The sequence below is a fragment of the Gemmatimonadota bacterium genome (genome assembly GCA_041390125.1).
Classification (GTDB): Bacteria; Gemmatimonadota; Gemmatimonadetes; order Longimicrobiales; family Gaopeijiaceae; genus JAGQIF01.
In genome coordinates this window covers 1-20847 of the sequence record JAWKQN010000032.1, presented here as the reverse complement: position 1 = coordinate 20847, position 20847 = coordinate 1, and the positions used below count along the sequence as shown (strand labels likewise).

The following is a 20847-nucleotide window of genomic DNA, read 5'->3' as shown; positions in this document are numbered from 1 at the left end:
GGCCGTCTTCCGGGACCCGCGCGGGCAGCCCGTCCCACACCTGCCCCCCCTCAAGCGCGCCACGCAGGCGGAGGTCGACGCGATGAAGACCGCGCTCGGGATCCGACCAGGATGAATCCGATCGGGATGAATCCGACCGGGATGAATCCGACCAGGATCAACCCGACCGGGATGGATCCAACCTGGATGAACGAGCGCGGGAGCCGACGAGAAGGGAATCTCGGGATCCGACGCTGTAGGGAATCGCGGGATCCGACCACGAGGACCGGCGTCCGGTCCTTGATCGGAGACCCAGGTGCAGGCGATGCAGCGCTGCGTTCCGTCGGGGGCCAGAACGCGTGGATCCGATCGCCCTTGGGTACCGATGCGTGCCAGGAGGGTGTCTGCCACGGCACGCATGCCGTACTCCAGCCGCTTGACCCGTCCGCCCCGAGGTGACACCCTCGCCCGATGCCGAAGACGCCAGCGAAGAAGACGCCAGCGAAGAAGACGCCAGCGAAGAAGACGCCAGCGAAGAAGACGCCAGCGAAGAAGACGCCAGCGAAGAAGACGCCAGGGAAGAAGACGCCAGGAGAGGAGGCGCGCGGGCGGCGGGCCGGTGCATCGCGCCCCCACACCTTCTCGCGCGCGGAGCTGGAGGCCGCCCGGACCCGGACCGTGCCGGACCTGGTGGGACCCGGTCTGCGCCTGCTCTTCTGCGGGATCAATCCGGGGCTGTGGACGGCGGCGTCGGGGGCTCACTTCGCCCATCCGGGCAATCGCTTCTACAAAGCCTTGCACGCGGCGGGGATCACGCGCGACCTGCTGGACGTGCGCGCCGGGTTCGACGCCGCGAGCCGGGCCGCGCTCGTGGACAAGGGCATCGGGATCACGAACCTCGTCATGCGCACCACCGCGCGCGCGGACGAGCTCGATCCCGACGAGTTCCGGAAGGGTGCGGAGCGCCTTACGCGGAAGGTCCGCCGTCTGCGACCCCGCGTCCTCGCGTTCGTGGGCCTCGGCGCCTATCGCACCGGCTTCGGGCGCCCGACCGCGCGCGTGGGCGAGCAGGACCACCGCATCGGAGAGACCGCCATCTGGGCGCTGCCCAATCCGAGCGGCCTGAATGCCCACTACGGCCTGGAGGCGCTCGCAGAGCTCTACGGCCAGGTCGCGCAAGCCGCCGGGGTGGCGCTGCAGGCGAGTCGACGGTGAGGGGACGGTCCAGGCGAGCCGACCGTGAGTTGACGCTGCAGGCGAGTCGAGGTGAGGTCCCTTGGCTTGCTCGGCCGGTCGCCTGTGGGGTGCTCGCCTGCTCGGCCGGTCAGCCGGTCGCTGAAAGAAGGGAGCCGCTCGGTCACTGGAGCCGTTCGGTCAATGGAGAGAGCCGGTCGGTGACTGGAGCCGGTCGGTGACTGGAGCCGCTCGGTGACTGGAGCCAGTCGATGAATCGAGAGAGCCGGTCGGCCCCACCCGCTGGGAGTGACGCCCTCTCGTTCGCGGATCGGCCCGGCCCGCGCCTATCTTCGATCATGATCCGCGCTCCCGCCTCCGTCCGTGTGCTCTCGCTCGCCATCCTCCTGGCGGGCGGGGCGGAGGGGGTCCGGGCCCAATCCCCGACCGGCTCGACGCCCGATCCCTGCACCCGCGCCTCGGCCGGACCCCGCACGGCGTCCACCGACCTCTACTGCATGGTGCTCACGGCACCATTGGGCCTGGGGCGTGACGTCGAGGCGCGCGTGGACCTGCGCTTCGCGGCGTCTCCCTTCACTGTGGCGGTCACCGCCGACGGCAACGTCCGCTATGACGCGACCCTCACCGTGCGAGGGCTCCCCGATCCCGGCGAGCTCGGCACCGACGATGCCGGTCGACCCTACACCACGTACGTGGCCTGGCTGACCACCCCCACGTTCTACCCGGAGACCCGGCTGCAGGAGGTCCGCAACGGGGTGGTCGAGCTGGGACGGATCGCGCTGGACAAGTTCGTCCTGCTCGTGAGCGCCGAGGTTGCGCCCGATGTCGTGGAGCGCAGTGGCCGCCTCGTGCTCCGCGGCCAATCGCCGTCGACCCGGATGTATCCCGCCGACATGATGGAATACCTCGTGGGGGCCGGCGGTATCGACGTCGGTGCGGATCCCGGCGGGGGCATGGGAGGCATGCACCACGTCCACGGCGGGGACGGGTGGCTCCGTCCGCCCATGCCGGAGGGCATCACCATGTTGCCCGCGCTGATGGAGCTGGAGGCGCCGGAGGCGGCGCCCTGGCTGCCCGGCGCGGCCGATCCCGAATCGATCCCGTGGGTGCGCCCGCGCGAGCTGGTGGAGCTCGCGGACGGGGACACGCTGGCGCTGGAGGCCACCTATGTGCGGCGTCGCCTGCGCGGCGGAACGCACATCGTCTACGGGTTCAACGGCCAGATCCCGGGCCCGCTCATCCAGGTGCACGAGGCCGCGACCATCACGGTCCGCTTCACGAACCGGATCGACTGGCCCACCACCGTGCACTGGCACGGCATCCGGATCGACAACGCCTCCGATGGGGTGCCGCACTTGACGCAGGAGCCCGTCGCGCCGGGCGGGTCCTTCACGTACACCGTGCACGTGCCGGATGCCGGCATCTACTGGTACCACCCACATCACCGCGAGGACATCCAGAAGGACCTGGGCCTGGCGGGCAACCTGATGGTGCGTCCGGCGCGCGCGGACTACTACGGCCCGGTCCACCGGGAGGAGGTGGTGGTCCTGGACGACATCCTCATGAACGGGGACGCGCTGGTGCCGTTCGGGCGCGAGCGGGCGAACGACGCCCTCATGGGCCGATTCGGGAACCTGTTCCTGCTGAACGGGGAGCCCGAGTACCGCATCGAGGTGGAGCAGGGGGAGGTGGTGCGCTTCTTCCTGACGAACGTGTCCAACACGCGCACGTTCAACCTGTCCTTCGGCGGCGCGCCGATGAAGATCGTGGGCTCGGACATCGGCCTCTACGAGCGGGAGGCATGGACGGAGAGCGTCGTCCTGGCGCCGGCCGAGCGCGCCATCGTCCACGTCCGCTTCCCCGCGGCGGGTGAGCTGCCCATCGAGAACCGGGTCACAGGCATGGATCACCTCGGCGGACGCTTCTTTCCCGAGGTGGATCGATTGGGCACTGTCACGGTGCGTCACGACGTGAAGCTGCCTGACCTCGCCGGTCCTTTCACCACCCTGCGCGAGCACCTCTTCGTGCAGGAGGACATCGATCGCGTCCGTGGGGAGTTCGATCGGCCCGTGGACCACGAGCTGCTCCTGACCATGGAGCAGGAAGGGCTTCCTTTCGTGGTGGAGCGGCTGATGCGTGTGGACTCCGCCTACTTCCACCCGGTCGAATGGTCGGGCACCATGCCCATGATGAACTGGAACGCGACCTCGGCGGAGGTGCGTTGGGTGCTGCGCGATCCCGCCACCGGGCGCGAAGGTATGGACATCGCGTGGGAGCTGCCGCTCGGCGCGGTCCGGAAGATCCGCGTGCACAACGAGCGGCGCGCCTTCCACGCGATGCAGCATCCGCTGCACATCCACGGGCAGCGCTTCCTGGTGCTCTCCGTGAACGGGGTGCCGACGGACAACCTCGTCTGGAAGGACACGGTGCTCGTCCCGGTGGGCGCGACCGTGGATCTCCTGCTGGAGCTCTCCAACCCCGGTGCCTGGATGATGCACTGCCACATCTCCGAGCACCTGGAGGCCGGAATGCACAGCGCGTTCACGGTGCGTTGAGGAGGGGAGCCGCGGCCGGCAATCGGGGGCCTATGGTGCCGCGATCCGCGCAGGCCCGTACATTGCCCCCCCAGGTCCACTCCAGCCCGGATCCCGACCATGAGCCGCATCGCGCGCCTTCTCGCTCCCGTGCTCCTCGCTGCTGCCGCAGCGCCCCTGTCCGCCCAGCGTCAGCTCGCGCCGGCCATGCAGGAGTACGTCTCCGTGGACGCGCCCCAGGTGGCCATCACCAACGTGACGGTGATCGATGGCACGGGGGCGCCCGCCCGACCCGGCCAGACCGTACTGATCGACGGGAGCCGGATCTCCGCGATGGGGAACGCCGGTACGGTGCGCGTTCCGCAGAGCGCGCGGGTCATCGACGGCTCCGGGCACACCTTGATCCCCGGCCTCGTGGGTCTGCACAACCACCTGTACTACACGGCTGCCGGGGGCCGCGGCGCCACGCTGGTGTACAGCGCGCCGCGCCTCTACCTGGGGACAGGCATCACCACCGTGCGCACCACCGGCAGCCGCGCGCCCTACTCCGAGCTCAACATGAAGGCGGAGATCGAGCGCGGGAACTGGCCGGGTCCGCGCATCCATATCACGGCGCCGTACATCACGGGCGGGGACGGCGTCACCAGCATGACGCTGATCGACACGCCGGAGGAGGCACGGCGCTTCGTCCGCTACTGGGCCGAAGAGGGCGCCACCTGGCTCAAGGCCTACACCAACATCGGCTACGAGCAGTTCAAGGCCGCCATCGACGAGGCCCACAAGCAGGGCATCAAGGTCACCGGCCACATCTGCTCCATCAGCTTCACGGAGGCGGTCGGGTTGGGCATCGACAACATCGAGCACGGCCTCTTCACCAACTCGGACTACGATCCGAGCAAGGAGCAGAGCGAGTGTCCGATGACGTTCATGCAGCACGCCGTCAACGTCGACATCGAGGGCCCCGAGGTGGCGAACACCTTCCGGCTCATGATCGACAACGACGTGCCCATGACGTCCACGCTGGCGGTCTACGAGCTCTTCGTGCCGAACCGTCCGACCAAGGATCCGCGGGCCCTGGAAGCCATGGCGCCCGAGGTGCGCGCGGACTACCTGAAGGCCAGGGAGCAGATCGACTCCTCACCGGACGCCGCGTTCTCGCCCGAGGCGTTCCAGAAGGCGATGGCGTACGAGCGCAGGTTCGTGGAGATGGGGGGACTGCTGGCGGCCGGCGTCGACCCCACCGGCAACGGGGGCGCGCTGCCGGGCTACGGGGACCAACGCAACTTCGAGCTGTTGCGCGAGGCCGGTTTCACCCCCGAGGAGACTGTCCGCATCATGAGCCTCAACGGTGCGACGGTCCTGGGCGTGGACGGCGAGCTGGGCTCGGTGGAGGTGGGCAAGACCGCTGACCTGGTGTTGATCCGAGGCGACCTGACGGGAGACCCGGCCACCATCAACCAGGTCGTGACCGTCTTCAAGGACGGGATCGGCTACGACTCCAAGGCGCTGCTGGATGCGGTGAAGGGCCGGGTCGGGATCAGCTGAGGTCGAGCTCTCGCGCGGACCTCGCCCGCGACCGATCCAGGGCGGGGGTATCCGACCGGCGCCCCGTCACGGACCGGAAACGGGCGCTGCGCCGCGGTTGCGCGGGGTCCCTGTGGACGCCAGCCTGTCGTGCGGCCGGCCCGCTGGAGACCGGCCGCATCGGCAGAGGAAGCCCATGCCCCATGCTGCGCCCCCTTCCGTCGCTTGCTCCGCATCTCTTCGCGCAGCGGCGCCCCGTGGACGGACCGCGATTCCGATCCTGATGCTGCTGGCCGCCTGCTCCGGCGATGCACCCCCGCCGGACGGGCCCCCCGCGGAGGACGGGTCCGGCAGGGCGGAGTCGTCCCCCGCCGCCACGCGCCCGAAGGTGCTGGTCATCGGCATCGACGGCGTCCGCCCCGACGTTCTCGCCGAGGTGCCCACCCCCGCCCTGGATGGCCTCATCGCGCAGGGCGCCTACACGGACTCGGCGCGCACCGGCTTCCCGTCCGTGAGCGGGCCCGGCTGGTCGTCCATGCTGACCGGCGTGTGGTCGGACAAGCACGGCGTGACCGACAACGAGTTCGGGGGCAAGAACTACGAGGCCTATCCCGGCTTCCTCGACCGCATCGAACAGCTCCGCCCCGAGCTGAACACCTTCGCAGCGGTGGACTGGACACCGCTCGCGCTGGCCGAGGACGGGAGCGTGGCGCTCGGGAGCCGCATCGATGAGCGGCAGATCGTCGACGGCTACGAGATTGGCTGGGCGGAGGCGGACGAATGGAGCGTGGACGCCGCCGCCGAGCACCTGCGCAGCGGAGATCCCGACGCCCTGTTCGTGTACCTCGGCAATCCGGACGAGGTGAGCCACGAGACCGGGGCCATCGGCCGAGAGTACCGGGAGGCCATCGAGCTCGCCGACCGCCACGTGGCCCGGCTGCTGGACGCGATGCGCGAGCGCGCCACCTGGGCCGACGAGGACTGGCTGGTGCTGGTGTCCACCGATCACGGTCGCCTGCCCACCGGCGGGCACGGCGGGGACACGCCGGAGGAGCGGACCATCTTCTACCTGGCGGCCGGGCCGTCGGTAGAGCCGGGTCGGCCGGAGGGTCCCGTCCACGTGGTGGACGTGGCCGTCACCGCGCTCGCGCACCTGGGCTTCGAGGCCGATCCGACGTGGGGACTGGAGGGCAGGGTGGTGGGGCTGCGCCGCTGAGGTCGGTGCGCTGATCCCTCCCGGCCTCCGATCCGCTAAGGGGAGACGGATGGGACACCCGTCCCGGCAGGGGAGCGGTTCCTCCGCCGCCCCCGAGCCCCGGGACAGGCATGCGTCGGCTGCGAGCGATGGTGGCGGCGACGGCCGTGTGCGCCGCGCACGGCGTCTCCGCGATCGAGGCCCAGGAGGTCCCTTCCCCGGTCGCGGGGGCCTCCCTCCAGGTCACCAGCTCGTTGACGGACGGACTCGCCGTCGCGCGGGATGCGCCGATCGAGCTGACGTTCAGTCGGCCGCTGCTGCGGCCTGCCGAGCGGATCGCCGTCTTCATCGATCGGACGGACGTGACCGGGCTCTTCCGTGCGGGTGCGCGGTCCATGGCCTACGAGCGTGGGTTGATCCTGCTGCCCGGCGGGACCCATGAGCTCGTCGTGTACGTGGTGGAATCCGCGTCCGGCACCTGGCGGGAGGTGCACCGGCAGCCGTTCCAGACCGTCGGTCCCCTCGGGTTCCAGCCCGGCCGTTCCGACCTCTCGCTGACGGCCGCCACGGCGCGCCGGATGACGGAAGGGTTCGATCCCGAAGAGGCCGCGCCTCCCGAGGCCGTCGAGAACGTGGACCTGCAGTTCCGCCTGAGCACCGAGCACGTGCGCGGAGCCCTCAAGGTGGCATCCCAGACCGCGCTGGTGGGCGCGAGCGAGCGCGACAAGGCGCTGCGCTTCTACCAGCGAGGGGACGACGCACCGCGGCTCGATCTGTCCAGCTATCTGCTGCAGGCCTCCAATGGCCCCGTGGACCTGTCCGTCGGACACGTGTCGGCCGGCGACCAGCGTCACCTCGTCAATCGCTTCTCGAGCCGGGGCGCCACGTTGGCGGTGCGGCCCGGCTCGCGGGTGGATCTCTCCGTGGCGGCGCTGAACGGAAGCCAGGAGGTGGGCTGGGACCGGCTCATCGGTCTGGACGACGGCGGGCATCGGCTGGTCACCGGCACGGTCGGCCTGGAGGCGTTCTCGACGCCGGGAGCGCTGCGGGTGGAGCTCTCCGGATTGAACGGATCGGTCCGTCCCCAGGCCGGCTTCAATCAAGGTGTGGTCAACGACGCCGAGGAGAGCCGCGGACTCGCGCTGCGGGTGACCGCCCAGGCGCTGTCCCGTCGGCTGCGCCTCGACGCCGGCGTCTCGCGCAGCAGGTTCGACAATCCGGAGGATCCCACGCTGGCCCAGGGCTTCGATCTCGTGGGCGTGGAGGAGGAGACCTCCGGGGCCCGGTACCTCGAGGCTTCCGTGGACGCGCTCCGGGATCTGCGTCTGTCCGATACCCGGCGCGCGCGTGTCACGGTCGGCTACCGTCACGAGCGGGTGGATCCGCTCTACCGCAGCCTCGGTGCCTACACGCAAGCCGATCGCCTGCAGGACCAGGTGGACGTGAGCGCCGACGTGGGCGGCATCACCGTACAGGCGAACCGGGCGGAGTCGCGCAACAACCTGGCCGATGTCCCGTCCATCCTCACCACCGACCTGGACCGCTCGCAGCTCTCGGTCGGCATGCCGCTCGCGCGCGTGGTGGGCGTGACCACGGCGTGGCTGCCGTCCCTCCAGTACCGGCAGGATCGCACGCACCAGCGGGGACGCGACGTCCCCACCGATGGTGGCTTCAGCCCCTCCCACGTACCCCACCAGGTGAGCCTCAACCGCACCGCGGGCGCCGACTGGCGCTTCGCCCGGATCAGCCTCGGCGCGCAGTGGAATCGCTCGGAGCAGGACAACCGCCAGGAGGGCCGCGAAAACGCGGACCTCACGGTGACGCGCACGACGGGCACGGTGCGCGTCGCGCCTTGGCGGACGTTGAGCCTGGCCATCGATGTGGGTCTGGAGACTTCCGAGAACCTGGAGCGGGACGAGACCGACGAGACCACCCGGTGGGGCGCCCAGCTGCAGTGGCAGGTCTTCGACCGCAGCCAGGTGAGCGTGCGCTTCTCCGACACCTCGAGTGAGGACCTGCTGCGGACCCGGCGGCGCTACAACAACCAGGTGGACGCGCAGTGGTCCTCCGTGCTGCCGTGGCTCGACCGCGTGCAAGGACAGTACTTCCTGCGCTACACGCGCAGCGATGTGGAGACGTTCAACGCCACGTTCGACCAGGCAGATCGGCGCACCGCGTGGTGGCTCGACCTGGGCCTGAACTTCACGTTCTTCTAGGAGATCCGAGCCCCATGCGTGCGTCCCTCGCTCTCGTCCGGCGCGTCGCCTTCGGCACGGCACTCCTCGCTGGGGTGCACGCCGGTGGGCTCGACGCGCAGATCGCGCGGTTCCCGACCGGTGTGAACGTCAACGCCGCCGGCGCCACGACGGTGTTCATCACCTTCGGCAACCTCGACGGTTACGTGCCGGTGGAGGCGCTGTGGTGTGGGGAGCTGATCCCGGCTTCCCCGGACGTGGGGGAGAAATGCGATCCCGCCACCGTGTTCGGAGCACTCCCGGTGCGGTTCGACCGCAGCCGCCTCAGCGGCCAGGACGGCTTCAGCGACGTGATGTCCATCCCGCCGTCGGTGGCGCGACGGGCCTACCAGGCGGCGGAGGCCGGAGCGGACTCCCGCTTCTTCTATGTCCGTCGGTTCGTCGATCCCACGGGCCTGGGGCCCGACCAGTACGTGGCGGTGACTTGCCGTCTCACGGCCGGTGGCGCGCGCACGCCGTTGGCGCTGCTGGACGTCCAGCTCGCGTTCGCGGGCGACGAGCCCGTCCTGGCGGTGCGCACCGGTGACGCGCCCCCGCCCGTGGAGGCGCGGATCGCCTACACGGGAACCGGGCGGCTGGTGGGTCGCTGGGAGGTGGTGCTGCCCGGCGAGGAGCCGCCGACGGCGGAGGACCTGCTCACCGAGGCCACCCTGCCCGCGGAGCTGCGCGGCACGCAGCGGCGCTACACGGAGCTGGAGCGCTTCAACCTCTTCCTGCCGCCGACGGGTGAGGTCGTGATCGCCGGACCGGATCCGCGGCGGCTTCCGGTGGCGATCTCCGGGCTCCACCAGGTGCTCCTGCGCATCGAAGCCTCCGACGACAAGGAAGGGGACATCGACCTGGCCGCGGTCGGCGCCGGCGCGGGAGTGCTGCCCACCGGCGCGGTCGCAGGCTTCCCGCTGCCGGTGCTGCGCTACTTCGTGGGGGACGCAGGTGCGCACGTGGTGGCAGGCACGCGGCTGCGCCTGCTCACGCCCACCGCGGACGCACGCGTGGCGGCCGGTCCGCCGCTCGTGCTCGCGTGGAGTCCGGTGGCCTCGGCACTGCTCTACCGCCTCGAGGTGCGGGACATGCGCGGCGAGGAGGCGCTGGCGGCGGTGGTCCAGGCCGGAGTGGCGTCGTACGCCGCACCGCCCTTCCTCCTGGACGCGCACACCGGGCAGACCCTGGAGTGGCGCGTGCAGGCGCTGGACGCGGAGGGGCGGGTGGTCCAGGAGACGCCGTGGCAGGGGTTCGTGGTGGAGGCGCGCTGAGCGCTCCTGCCGAAGCCAGGTCGAAGGGGGTCGTCGCCGGGTCGGGTCGAGATCAGGCGTCCGGTAGCTCGGCCAGCGCGCTCCAGCGCTCCGCTTCCTCCGTGTCGCCCACGCTCTCGTAGAAGTCGGCGAGCGCGCGCGCCGTCAGGCGGGCGGCCTGCCCTCCGTCCGGGATCTGCACCGCCCCGTCGTAGTTGTCGAGCAGAACCGTCTCCGCCTCCTCCCGGCGTCCCGCGTCGGCGACCGCGAGCGCCCATCCGTTGCGGGCCACCAGGATGCGCGGGTGACCGGGCGGGAACGCGCCCTCCAGGATCTCGAGGGCCTCGAGGTAGGTGGCCACGGCCTGCGCATCCCCCGTGCGGCGCCGGGCTTCGGCGAGCGTGCCCATCGTGATGCCGAGGCCCGCACCGACATCCCCGAGGTCGGCTTCGACGCGGACCGCCTCCTCCAGGAGTGGCAGGGCGCGTTCCAGCTCACCCCGCTGCATGAGGTTGCCGCCATGGTCGTGGAGCGTGGTGGAGACGTCCGGGTGGACCGGCCCCATGACCCTCCGGGAGAAGGCGAGTGCCTCGACGAACAGTGAATCGGCTTCGTCCCAGCGACCCAGGGCGTTGACGACGTTCGCCAGTGTCTTCAGGGCGGGCCCGACGTTGGGATGGTCCGGACCGAGTGCCGCGCGCATGCCCGTGATCGCCTCGCGCAGCAGCGGCTCCGCCTCCTCATTGCGTTCCAACCGGTACAGCACCAGACCGAGGTTCTGCGCGAAGACGGCGGTGGTGGCGTGGTTTGCGCCGACCAGATCGCGCATCATGTCGTGCGCCTGGACCATCGTGCCGACCGACTCCTCCACGCGCCCCTGTCGGTACTGGAGAGCGGCGAGGAGATTGAGGTCGCTCGCCATGGGGATGGACCGCTCCGCGAGAAGGTCGCGCCGCACGTCCAACGCGGAGACCAGCACGGATTCCGCCTGCGGCAGCCGGTCCTGGGACAGCAGGAGGCCGGCATACTGCGTCCGCAACCGGGCGAGCTCCGGCGACCGCTCGCCCAGGCGCTCCCGAGTGCGTTCCAGCGCTTCCCGATACCGCTGCTCCGCCTCGCCGAACCTCCCCGCGGAATGAAGCGCCTTCCCCAACTCCCCAAGGGCGGCCGCCACCTCTGCGCCGTCGTCCCCCTCCAGAGTCCGATAGCCCTCGAGTGCCGCAGTGAGCAGGCTCTGCGCGGGCTCGTAGAGCCCGAGGCCTTCGTGCACCGAACCCAGTAGCAGCTGCATGCGGGCCCGGAGCTCGGGCTGGCTGCCCAGGTCGGTGTCGAGCCGGTCGACGGCTCGCGCCAGGAAGGCGTTGATGCGCAGCGTATCCAGCCGCTCGGGAGACGCCTGGAGCGGATTGGCCGAGCTGAAGAGGTTCACCAGGAACCCGCTCACGGACTGCGCGAGATCGCGCTCCTGACGCGCGATCCGAGCCTGATGCACCGCGGCGGTCAGCCCGCCCAACAGGCCCAGCGTCGCCGCCGTCGCGGCGGCGACCGCGAGTCGATTGCGCCCGACGAACTTCCGTGCTCGATAGGCCCAGGAAGGGGGACGGGCGGAGAGGGGCAGCCCGGTACGGTACCGTACGAGGTCGTCCAGGAGCGCCGCGGCGGACGGGTAGCGCGCGTCGGGCTCGGGGCGGAGCGCCTTGAGCACGATGGTGTCCAGCTCCCCCTTGAGTTGACGACGCAGGCGGGCCGCGGTGGTCCCCCGGACGTCGGCCGCCGACGCCGTGTCCTGCACGGTGGACGGCGCGGGGAGTCCGGGCCCGGTCGGGCGCGTACCCACGAGCAGCTGGTGCAGCATGATCCCCAGCGAATAGACATCGGAGGCCGTGGACAGAGGCTCGCCACGTTGTTGCTCGGGTGAGGCGTACTCCGGGGTGAGGAGTCGTTGATCCGCCCGGGTCACGGGCTCGTCCCGCGTCGTCTCGGTGGAGTCGGCCTCCAACAGCTTCGCGATGCCGAAGTCCAGGAGCTTGACTTCGCCCTGTTCGCTCACGAGCACGTTGGAGGGCTTGAGGTCACGGTGGATGACGAGCTTGCGATGCGCGAAGTCGACGGCTGCCACCACCTGCTCGAAGAGGCGAAGGCGTGCGTCGACCGACATGCGCAGTCGGTCCGCGTGGTGATGGATCGGTTCGCCGCGCACCAGCTCCATCGCCAGGAAGGGCCGACCATCCGCAGTGGCACCGGCGTCGTACAGACGGGCGATGCTCGGGTGCTCCAGGGACGCCAGGATCTGCCGCTCCTGCCGGAAGCGGCGTGCCACCTCCACAGAGTCCCCGGCGACGTGTACGATCTTCAGCGCCACCTCGCGCTCGTACTGCCCGTCGGCGCGCCGGGCGCGGTACACGATGCCCATCCCGCCGCGGCCCAGCTCCTCGAGCACGGCGTACGGACCGGCTCGCTCCGGAGCAGAAGGCCCCCGGGCCGGATCCTCCTCGACGAGCAGGACGAGATCGTCCAGTGTGGCGTCGAGCAGCGGGTCGGCCGTGGCTCCGGCGTCGAGCAGGCTCTCCACTTCGCGACGGAGCTCCGCGTCGGCGCCGCACGCCCCATCCAGGAAGGGCGCACGCTCGGCAGGACTCAGCTCGAGCGCGTCCAGGAACACATCCTGGATCTGTTGCCAGCGGGCAGCATCCATCGTGGGCCGGGCTCGGGTGGAACGCCGTCGGGATCCCTGTTCCCTAGCGGATCCGATCCGGGTGCGGATCAGCCATGCGCCATCTCCCGTGCCAACCAGGCACGCGCTGCGCTCCAGTCCCGCTTGACCGTCGGTTCGGAGACGGACAGGGCCTGTGCCGTCTCCTCCACGCTGAGACCGGCGAAGAAGCGGCATTCGACCACCCGTGCCTGACGAGGGCTCAGCGCCTCCAGGCGGGAGAGGGCCGCATCCAGCACGAGGATGCGCTCCGGCTCCACCTGACCCACGTCGCCTCCGAGGCGCTGATGCTGCGACTCGACCAGCGAGACCGGTTCGTCGCCACCGCCGCGCTTGATGGCGCTGCGCCGTTCGGCTGCACGCACCAGCACCTGGCGCATGGCACGGGCGGCCACGCCCATGAAGTGGGATCGGCCCTGCCAGGCGAGCCCCTGCGACGGCAGGAGCCGCAGATAGGCCTCGTGGACGAGCGCCGTGGTGTTGAGGGTCTCGGAGGCGCGACCTCGACGCACGAGACGGGCGAGGCCCCGCAACTCGTCGTAGACGACGCGGAAGACGCGGTCGAACGCCTCACCGTCGCCCGATGAGGCGGACTCCAGGAGGCGCGTGATCTCTTCGGGCGGGGGAGACGAAGCGGCCATGCCACCGGGTGGAATCGTGGGAACGCCCCGGCAGAATAAGGCTCGAGAGCCGCCCGGGCGAGCGGCCCTACCGCGCCGCTTCCTCGGGGTCGTCCGGGAGGGGGCGGTACAGCACCACCGTGCGTCCGATCGTCTGGACCACCTGGGCGCCGTCGATCTCGGCCACGATCGCGTCGGCGGTGTCCCAGGCCGAGGCCGGGGCGCTCTCGAGGACCTTGAGCTTGAGCAGCTCCCGCGTGTGGAAGGCCTCCCGGAGGCTGCGCAGCACGGCGGGGGTCAGCCCGCCCGCCCCGACGTGCTGCACCGGCTCCAGGTCGTGGGCCTGCGCACGCAACCGTGCGCGCTCCTTCGAGGTCAGTCGGGTGTCGCTCATGGAGATGTCGGTCGGTGGTGAAAGGGGGGAGGGTGGAGGCTAGAGCAAGCCGTGCCTTGGGTCCAGTGGCAGCCCTGGCGCCGCCCTCCCCGGCGCTCAGCCCACCGGCGTTCGCAGCGCGTATACCCGGACGGTCTCGACGTCCATCGCGTCGGCCCATACGCCGACGAAGCGGTCCCGCGTGATGACGGGCTCCGGGATCGGGCGATAGCCGTCGGGCAGCGTCACGGATCCCAGGTACCTACCCTCCGGCGCGAACACGTCATACCGGGTGGGCCCCACCGAGGTGGGACGAACCTGCTCCACCCACAGGTGGTCCTGTTGATCGACGAGGAAGCGCTCGAAAGCCGGGAGTGTCTCGTTCACGGTCATCGAGCTCCACCCCCGCTCCAGGTCCGGTAGCCTGCGTTGGGTCCAGGAGGCCTGGCGTTGCTCCTCCTTCCACGCCTCGACCCATCCGGTCTGGACCGGCACCGGCTCCACGATGCGCCGCACGATCTGACGCACTGCGCCGCTTCCGTCGAAGATCCGGATCTCGTAGGTGCCGTTGTCCGCCACCGCATACCGGTACGGCGCGCTGCCGCCCGCCGTCAGGTGTCCGTAGCGCGCGAAAGGTGCCACGATGGGCATGACTCGCGCTCCCTCACCCAGCATCTCCTGCTCGATCCCGCGACCCCATCCCAGCAGCGTGGTGGTGCCCGTGGGCCCATAGACGGCGGCTCCCTGATCCGGGCGGAAGATGCCGGAGGGCAGCTCACTCGGACCCCGCGACACGACCGCCAGCACGCTCCTGTCGGGCAGGATGTTCATCGGGAACGCGTACGCGCTCGCGTCCACGGAATTCGGTGGCGGGAGCCGCGTGGTGGCGAGGAGGGTCCCATCCAGCAGGAAGGTCTGGATCCGCTCGCGATCCAGCACGAGGAGCGTGTCGGGCGGTTGGAGCGCCAGACCACGGGGGTCCCGGAACTCGCCGGGACCGTCGCCATCCGCTCCGATCGTGAGGACGCGGGCTCCCTCCGCATCGTAGATCCGCACTTCGCCGGCCGTTCCCAGCGCGACCGCCGTACGTTCGCCGGGAAGCACGGCGAGGGCGCGGATGTCCCAGAGCTCCTCGCCGGTGTCGGCGGATCCGCCACCCAGCACCAGCCTGGGCGCGGGGTCCACACTCCAGGTCTCGCGCTCCGACCATGCCGGTGCGGTCGAGGTGACGATCTCCACCCCCGCGCTGTCCCGGACCTGGAAGGACGGGCCGGCCTCGGTGCGCGCCCCGCACGAAGCGGAGAGTGCCGTAGCTGGAGCGAGCAGAAGACCGAGGACGGACGTGCGGCGCATGGACAACCTCCCGTTCGCGGGGGTTCCCCAGCATTGCGCCTATCCTTGCCGTCCGCAACCTACCCGGTAGGCCGCGCTCGATCGCGCAACCGTATGGAACGCGCCCACGGGGCTTCACCCCCGACCGCATTCGTCAGCGGCGGTCGCGCGCGTCAGCGGCCATTCCCCTCCTCGTGCTCGACCTCCGCGCCATCGGGGCCGATCAGGTACCACTCGGCACCGAAGCCCATGATGTCCTGGCCCTGGATGTCTCCCGGGCCGCGGTCCTGCTCGTAGTAGTAGAGCGGCCAGCCGCCGTAGGTGACCTGCATGGTGCCGTCGGGTCGGCGGAGGGTCCCGATCAGCGAACTCTGGAGGGCGTCATCGGTGGCCTCGGCCATGCCGTCCGTGAGGAGGGGCGGCCATACGTCGGCGCACCGGTCGAAGCAGGTGCTCTGTCCTGCCGTATCCGACTTGAACAGATACAGCGCGCGCCCTTCTCCATCGGTCAGGTAGGCGCCGAGCTCGTCGTGACGGGCCACACCGAGCGTGGCGGCGTCGTCCGCCCGGTCGCCAGCGGTCGTGACGGCCGGCGCGTATCCGTCCATCGGGTCGTCGCTCACGCGCATGTCCGTCTCGATGGGCACGACATGCAGCTCGTTCTGCTGGAGAAGGGGGATGAGCAGCCGCCCGCGCTCGGCGTCGTACCCGATGTCGGCAGGGGAGCTGAGCCCCTCCACGACCTGGGAGGCGGAGCCGTCCGGACCGATCCGGTAGACGCCTCGCGCCGACCAGCTGGTGACGAGATGGTCCTCACCGGGAAGCTGGACCAGACCGTCCAGCTGACCCTGGGGGAGCGTGGCGACCGGTGAGGTATTGCCCGCCCGGTCCACACGATAGACGCGGTCGCCTCCGAACGTGACGACGACGGCCCCCTGCTCATCGACGACGATGCCGTTGGGTCCGCCGAGATCGTCGCCTTCGGCCACCGTGAGGGGTTCGCCGTCGAGCCCGAAGCGGTATACGGCGTCCGTACCGCGCGGCTCCGCCCGTCCGTCCACGAATTCGATGCCCGTGTCCGTCACGTAGACCGCGCCGTCGGGGCCCACCGCCACGGCGTTCAGGAAGGTAGCGCCCGGCACCGGCCACTCGCCGAGCGACTCGCCGGTCTCACGGTGGAAGCGGCGGACGACGTCCAGGTCCGCGACGAAGAGCGTGTCCGCCGACAGGGCGAGGCCTTTGGGTGCGTTGAGCGTCACCCCGTCCTGCCCGGAATCGATCCAGCGAGCGTCGAGGACGGTTCCGTCCGGCCCGATCCGGGAGATGAACCCGTTGCCGTCCGCGGCACTGGGACCTCCGGCCACGTTCGAGACCAGGTAGACGTCGGCGGCCTCGTCGTGCAGCGCGGACTCGGGACCATCGAGCTCGGTGCGGATGACCATCCCGGAGTCGCCGCGCATGCTGGTCCGCTCCGGCGCCTGGGCGCGGACGGAGGTGGAGGTGCTGATGGATGCGAGCGCGGCGGAGAGCAGAACGCACGCCACGCGCCAAGTCGGAACCGAAGTGAAGATCATGGAGCCCCCTGCAGAATGGAACGTCGGAACGCGGGGGACACTGCAGAAGACCTGCGCAACGGACGTGCCTGCTCGTGGAGGGCGTGGTTGCGCCGACGGGCCAGAACGCAAACGGGTGCGGCAGCCGTCTTCGTGTTCGGCCCGTCGTGGGGGCGCACGACGGCGGGTCGCCCCTTCAGTCGCGTGCGATCTCCCGCGCCCGCTGCGCCACGCCGCGCATCATCCCGCGGAAGACGATCCCGTGCAGCGGGAAGACCGCCCACCAGTACAGGAGTCCGCGCAGGCCGTGGGGCTTGAAGCGCGCCGTCTGGATCAGACGGGTGCGCCCGGGCCCCATCGACTCCGCTTCGAACGTGAGCGTGGCCTTTCCGGGAAGTCGCATCTCCGCCCTCAGCTCCAGAGCGCGGTCGGGCTCCACCCGCGTCACCCGCCAGAAGTCGATGGTGTCCCCGAACTGTGCGTCGTCCGGGTGACGTCGCCCACGGCGGAGTCCGGGTCCGCCCGTGAGGCGGTCGAGCAGCCCGCGCAGCGCCCAGAGCCAATCGGCGGTGAAGTAGCCGCGCGTGCCGCCGATCCCGAGGAACGCGCGGTAGACCGCCGTGCAGGAGGCGTCGACCGTCATCTCCCGTACGTCCTGCAGGACGGTGCCGCCGGACCAGTCGGGATCGCCCGGCACGGGCCCCGCGTCGGCCCAGCGCGTGGCGATGGTATGGTCGCGGATGCGGCCCAGCGCGGCGCGGATGGCTTCCCGGGCCGTGAGCATCCGCTGCGGGAAGAGCTCGAGCGCGTCGTCGTTCCCCGTGACGACGCGGTTCCGGAGCCCTTCGGCGAGGGGGCGTCCGATCCGGTGGCTGAGCGGCGTGACCAGGTGGATCCACCAGGAGCTGAGCGTCGGCGTGAGCACGGGCACCGGAATGACCCGGCGACGCGGCAGGCCCAGCTCCTCCGCCATGACGTCCATGAGTGCGCGATACGTCACCACGTCCGGCCCGCCGATGTCGATGTCGCGTCCGTGCGCGGCCGGCGTGTCCAGCACGACCGTCAGGTCGTGGAGGACGTTGCGTACCGCGATGGGCTGGCATTCGGTACCGACCCACCGCGGCGTGATCATGATCGGCAGACGCTCGACCAGATAGCGCAGGATCTCGAACGAAGCCGAGCCGGATCCGATGATCATCGCCGCACGCAGGCAGGTGACCGGCACTCCGGTGGAGCGCAGGGCCTCCTCGACCTCGCGCCGGGAGCGCAGGTGCTCGCTCAGATGGTCGCCCATCTCGCCCAGACCCCCGAGGTAGATGAGGTGCGGAAGCCCGGCGTGCGCTGCTGCTCTGGCGAAGGCGGTCGCCAGCGCCTGGTCGCGCGCGCGATAGTCCTTCCCGGACGCCATCATCGAGTGGATGAGGTAGAAGGCGGCGTCCGTCCCGCGCAGCGCTCCGGCCACCGCGTCGACGTCTTCCGCGTCCGCTTCCACGATCTCCACGCCGGTCCGCGTCGCCCACTCGCGTGCCCGCAGCTTCCCAGCCGAGCGCGTCAGACAGCGCAGATGCCAGCCGGCGTCCAGCAAGCGGGGTCCCAGGCGTCCGCCGATGTAGCCGGTGGCGCCGGTCAACAGGACCGTGCCGCGTGGGGACGGGGCAGCAGGAGGCGGGGTTCGGGACGTCATGGAGGAGCCTCGCGGCGCGGCGTCGGCTGTTCAAGCCACCTTGGGATCTTGCGAGCTCCGGATTTGTCTGACTAGAATCAGATAATGGATCCCGATACCCTGGAGAAGGTTCGTCGCTTCAACCGGCGGGTGACCAGCCGGGTCGGGGCTCTCCGCGACCGGTACATGGGCCGGAAACGCCCGCTCGGGGAGGCGCGTCTGCTCTGGGAGATCGGACCGGACGGCATGGACGTGCGCACGCTGCGGGCTCGGTTGGAGCTCGATTCGGGCTACGTCAGCCGACTCCTCCGCAGTCTGGAGCGGGACGCGCTGGTGACGGTGGTGCGGGCGCCCGAGGATCGCCGAGTGCGCAGGGTCCGCCTCACCCGGAAGGGGCGCATGGAGCGCAGGGTCCTCGACGAGCGTTCCGACGCCCTGGCCCGGGCGCTCCTGCAGCCGCTGAGCGCGGCCCAGCGGGATCGGCTCGTGGATGCCATGGGCGTGGTGGAGCGACTCCTGACGGCGGGTCTGGTGGACGTGGAGGCGGCGGATCCCGCGGGGTCCGAAGCCCGAGCGTGTCTGCAGGCCTACTTCTCGGAGCTGGACCAGCGCTTCGAAGGCGGGTTCGACGTGGAGCGCAGCCTCACCGCGGATGCCCGCGTCTTCTCCCCGCCCACCGGCGTCTTCCTGCTCGCGCGCCTCCACGACGTTCCCGTAGGCTGCGCCGGGCTCTACTACCACTCCACCGATCGCGCGGAGATCAAGCGCATGTGGGTCTCGCCCGACGCACGAGGCCTCGGGCTCGGACGTCGACTGCTGGCCGAGCTGGAGGAGCGGGCGCGCGCGCAAGGGTGCCGTCGCCTGCAGCTCGAGACCAATCGCGTCCTGAAGGAGGCGATCGGGCTGTACACGAAGTCCGGCTTTCGCGAAGTGGCTCCATACAATGCGGAGCCCTACGCGCACCACTGGTTCGAGAAGCGATTGGGACGGGCGCGCTGAGGCCGGACACGGGCGGCCGCCGCAGCGGCTCCGGGTCCCTAGGGCCCGGGAGATCGGGCACCCGGGGGTGCCGCGCACCGCCGGCTTCCGCTAGCTTCGCCCGGCGGCGTCCCCTCCTCGAGCCCTCGGTTCCGGGGGCGAGCATTCGCTGCCGACCGTCTCGCGTCCCGCGGTTGCCGCGCGATCGCCCGCGTTCCCGCCGCGCCATCACCCCAGGTTCCATGTCGTTCGAATCGCTGCGCCTCGATCCCGCTCTCCTGGCTGGAGTGCGCGATCTCGGTTTCACCAAGCCCACACCCGTCCAGGCGGACGCCATCCCGGTGGCGCTGGAGGGACGCGATGTCCTGGCCTCCGCCGCCACCGGCAGCGGCAAGACCGCCGCCTTCCTCCTTCCGGTGCTCGATCGCCTGCTGCGGAACCCGCGCCGGGGCACGCGTGCGTTGGTGCTGGCGCCCACGCGGGAGCTGGCCCTGCAGATCCTGGAGGACCTGGAAGGCCTGGCTCGGCACACCCGGATCAAGGGAGCCGCGGTCTACGGCGGAGTCGGCATGGAGGCGCAGGAGAAGGCGTTCCGGCGGGGAGCCGACGTGATCGTGGCGACCCCCGGCCGGTTGCTGGACCACTTCCAGTACGACTACGCGACGCTCTCCCAGCTCGAGGTGCTCGTGCTGGACGAAGCGGACCGCATGCTGGACATGGGGTTCCTGCCCGACATCCGGCGTATCCTCGCGCATGTGCCCAAGCCGGAGCAGACGCTGTTCTTCAGCGCCACCATGCCTCCTCCCATCGAGGCGCTCACCCGCAACATCCTGGTCGATCCGGTCCGGGTGACGCTCCAGAAGCGGGCGGCGCCGGCACGGGGTGTGACCCAGGTGGTGTATCCGGTGCCGGAGAAGCGCAAGGCGGCGCTGCTGCTCGCGCTGCTCGACCAAGGCATCGTGGAGGACGCCCTGGTGTTCACCCGCACCAAGCATCGCGCCGACCGACTCACGCGCGTGCTGGTCAAGCACGGGGTGCGCGCCGAGCGCATCCACGGCAACCGCTCGCAGCCGCAGCGCACCCGCGCCCTCGACGGCTTCAAGCAGGGCGACTTCCAGATCCTCGTGGCCACCGATATCGCCGCACGCGGGATCGACGTCGAGGCGCTCGGGCACGTCGTGAACTTCGATGTGCCGACCGTTCCGGAGGATTACATCCACCGCTCCGGCCGCACGGGACGTGCGCAGGCGACCGGCGAGGCGGTGACGCTCGTGAGCCCCGAGGAGGAAGGCACGCTGAGGCAGATCCAGCGGGCCGTCGGAGCGACGCTCCCGCGCCGCACGCTCGCGGGCTTTGCCTACCACGACGACTCGGATGCGCCTCTGGAGGTCCCGCTCGCGGAGCGCATCGCCGAGATCCGCGCTCGCAAGAAGGCCGATCGCGAGCGGGCGCGCGAGAAGGCGGCGGCCAAGGAGGCTCGCGCGGCAGGGACGCAGAGCCGGGCCGCGGACGACCGATCGGTCGAGGATCGCTCCGGGAGCGGGAGCGGCGAGGGAGCGGGTCGGCGGCGGCGGCGCCGTGGAGGCAAGCGGAAGACGCAGGCCGGCAAGGCCGGCGGTCAACGGCAGGGCTCCACCCCCGCGCAGCGGGACGGTGGGCCGTCCAGCCCGCGAGGGAAGGGACCCGCGGCGGGCCGTGGGAA

Annotated in this window: 14 protein-coding genes; 8 read left to right on the top strand and 6 right to left on the bottom strand. The window is 70.8% G+C overall.

The genetic code is table 11. The features are described from left to right. The first annotated feature begins 450 nt into the window (after positions 1–450). The 6 genes from mug to R3E98_21400 all read left to right on the top strand — a co-directional run bounded on the left by mug (position 451) and on the right by R3E98_21400 (position 9934). Complete coding sequence (mug, locus tag R3E98_21425; GenBank protein ID MEZ4425971.1) at positions 451–1194, top strand: G/U mismatch-specific DNA glycosylase; 744 nt, start codon at positions 451–453, stop codon at positions 1192–1194. A gap of 317 nt (positions 1195–1511) precedes the next feature. Next, the gene (locus R3E98_21420; protein ID MEZ4425970.1) at positions 1512–3728 is read left to right on the top strand and encodes a multicopper oxidase family protein; all 2217 of its coding nucleotides are present in this window, start codon (positions 1512–1514) and stop codon (positions 3726–3728) included. Between the two features lie 99 nt (positions 3729–3827). Continuing rightward, a complete protein-coding gene (locus R3E98_21415; protein MEZ4425969.1) occupies positions 3828–5252 on the top strand; it encodes an amidohydrolase family protein in 1425 nt (474 codons plus the stop codon). Positions 5253–5514: 262 nt separating this feature from the next. Next, on the top strand, positions 5515–6447 hold the full coding sequence (locus R3E98_21410) for an alkaline phosphatase family protein (GenBank protein ID MEZ4425968.1): 933 nt from the start codon (positions 5515–5517) through the stop codon (positions 6445–6447). 110 nt (positions 6448–6557) lie between these two features. Next, entirely contained in the window at positions 6558–8642 is a 2085-nt protein-coding gene (locus R3E98_21405; GenBank protein ID MEZ4425967.1) for a hypothetical protein, read from the top strand. Between the two features lie 14 nt (positions 8643–8656). Then, the gene (locus tag R3E98_21400) at positions 8657–9934 is read left to right on the top strand and encodes a hypothetical protein (protein MEZ4425966.1); all 1278 of its coding nucleotides are present in this window, start codon (positions 8657–8659) and stop codon (positions 9932–9934) included. Between the two features lie 52 nt (positions 9935–9986). Here R3E98_21400 and R3E98_21395 read toward each other — a convergent pair whose 3' ends face one another. The 6 genes from R3E98_21395 to R3E98_21370 form a co-directional block, all read right to left on the bottom strand. Then, positions 9987–12608, bottom strand: coding sequence for a serine/threonine-protein kinase (locus tag R3E98_21395; protein ID MEZ4425965.1), 2622 nt, complete (start codon positions 12606–12608; stop codon positions 9987–9989). Positions 12609–12676: 68 nt separating this feature from the next. Then, on the bottom strand, positions 12677–13267 hold the full coding sequence (locus tag R3E98_21390) for an ECF-type sigma factor (GenBank protein MEZ4425964.1): 591 nt from the start codon (positions 13265–13267) through the stop codon (positions 12677–12679). Between the two features lie 67 nt (positions 13268–13334). Next, positions 13335–13640, bottom strand: coding sequence for a YhbY family RNA-binding protein (locus R3E98_21385; GenBank protein ID MEZ4425963.1), 306 nt, complete (start codon positions 13638–13640; stop codon positions 13335–13337). Between the two features lie 96 nt (positions 13641–13736). Beyond that, positions 13737–14972 carry a hypothetical protein gene (locus R3E98_21380; GenBank protein MEZ4425962.1) on the bottom strand — a complete coding sequence of 412 codons (1236 nt, stop codon included), beginning with the start codon at positions 14970–14972 and terminating at the stop codon, positions 13737–13739. A 152-nt stretch (positions 14973–15124) separates the two neighbouring features. Further along, a complete protein-coding gene (locus R3E98_21375) occupies positions 15125–16495 on the bottom strand; it encodes a hypothetical protein (protein MEZ4425961.1) in 1371 nt (456 codons plus the stop codon). A 205-nt stretch (positions 16496–16700) separates the two neighbouring features. Beyond that, positions 16701–18188, bottom strand: coding sequence for an SDR family oxidoreductase (locus R3E98_21370; GenBank protein ID MEZ4425960.1), 1488 nt, complete (start codon positions 18186–18188; stop codon positions 16701–16703). Between the two features lie 84 nt (positions 18189–18272). On the opposite strand from R3E98_21370, the gene R3E98_21365 reads away from it, so the two are divergent. Together R3E98_21365 and R3E98_21360 are read left to right on the top strand one after the other, a co-directional pair. Beyond that, positions 18273–19166 carry a helix-turn-helix domain-containing GNAT family N-acetyltransferase gene (locus R3E98_21365; protein ID MEZ4425959.1) on the top strand — a complete coding sequence of 298 codons (894 nt, stop codon included), beginning with the start codon at positions 18273–18275 and terminating at the stop codon, positions 19164–19166. Positions 19167–19387: 221 nt separating this feature from the next. Next, positions 19388–20847, top strand: a 1460-nt coding sequence (locus tag R3E98_21360) for a DEAD/DEAH box helicase (protein MEZ4425958.1), incomplete at its 3' end; no start/stop codon positions are given.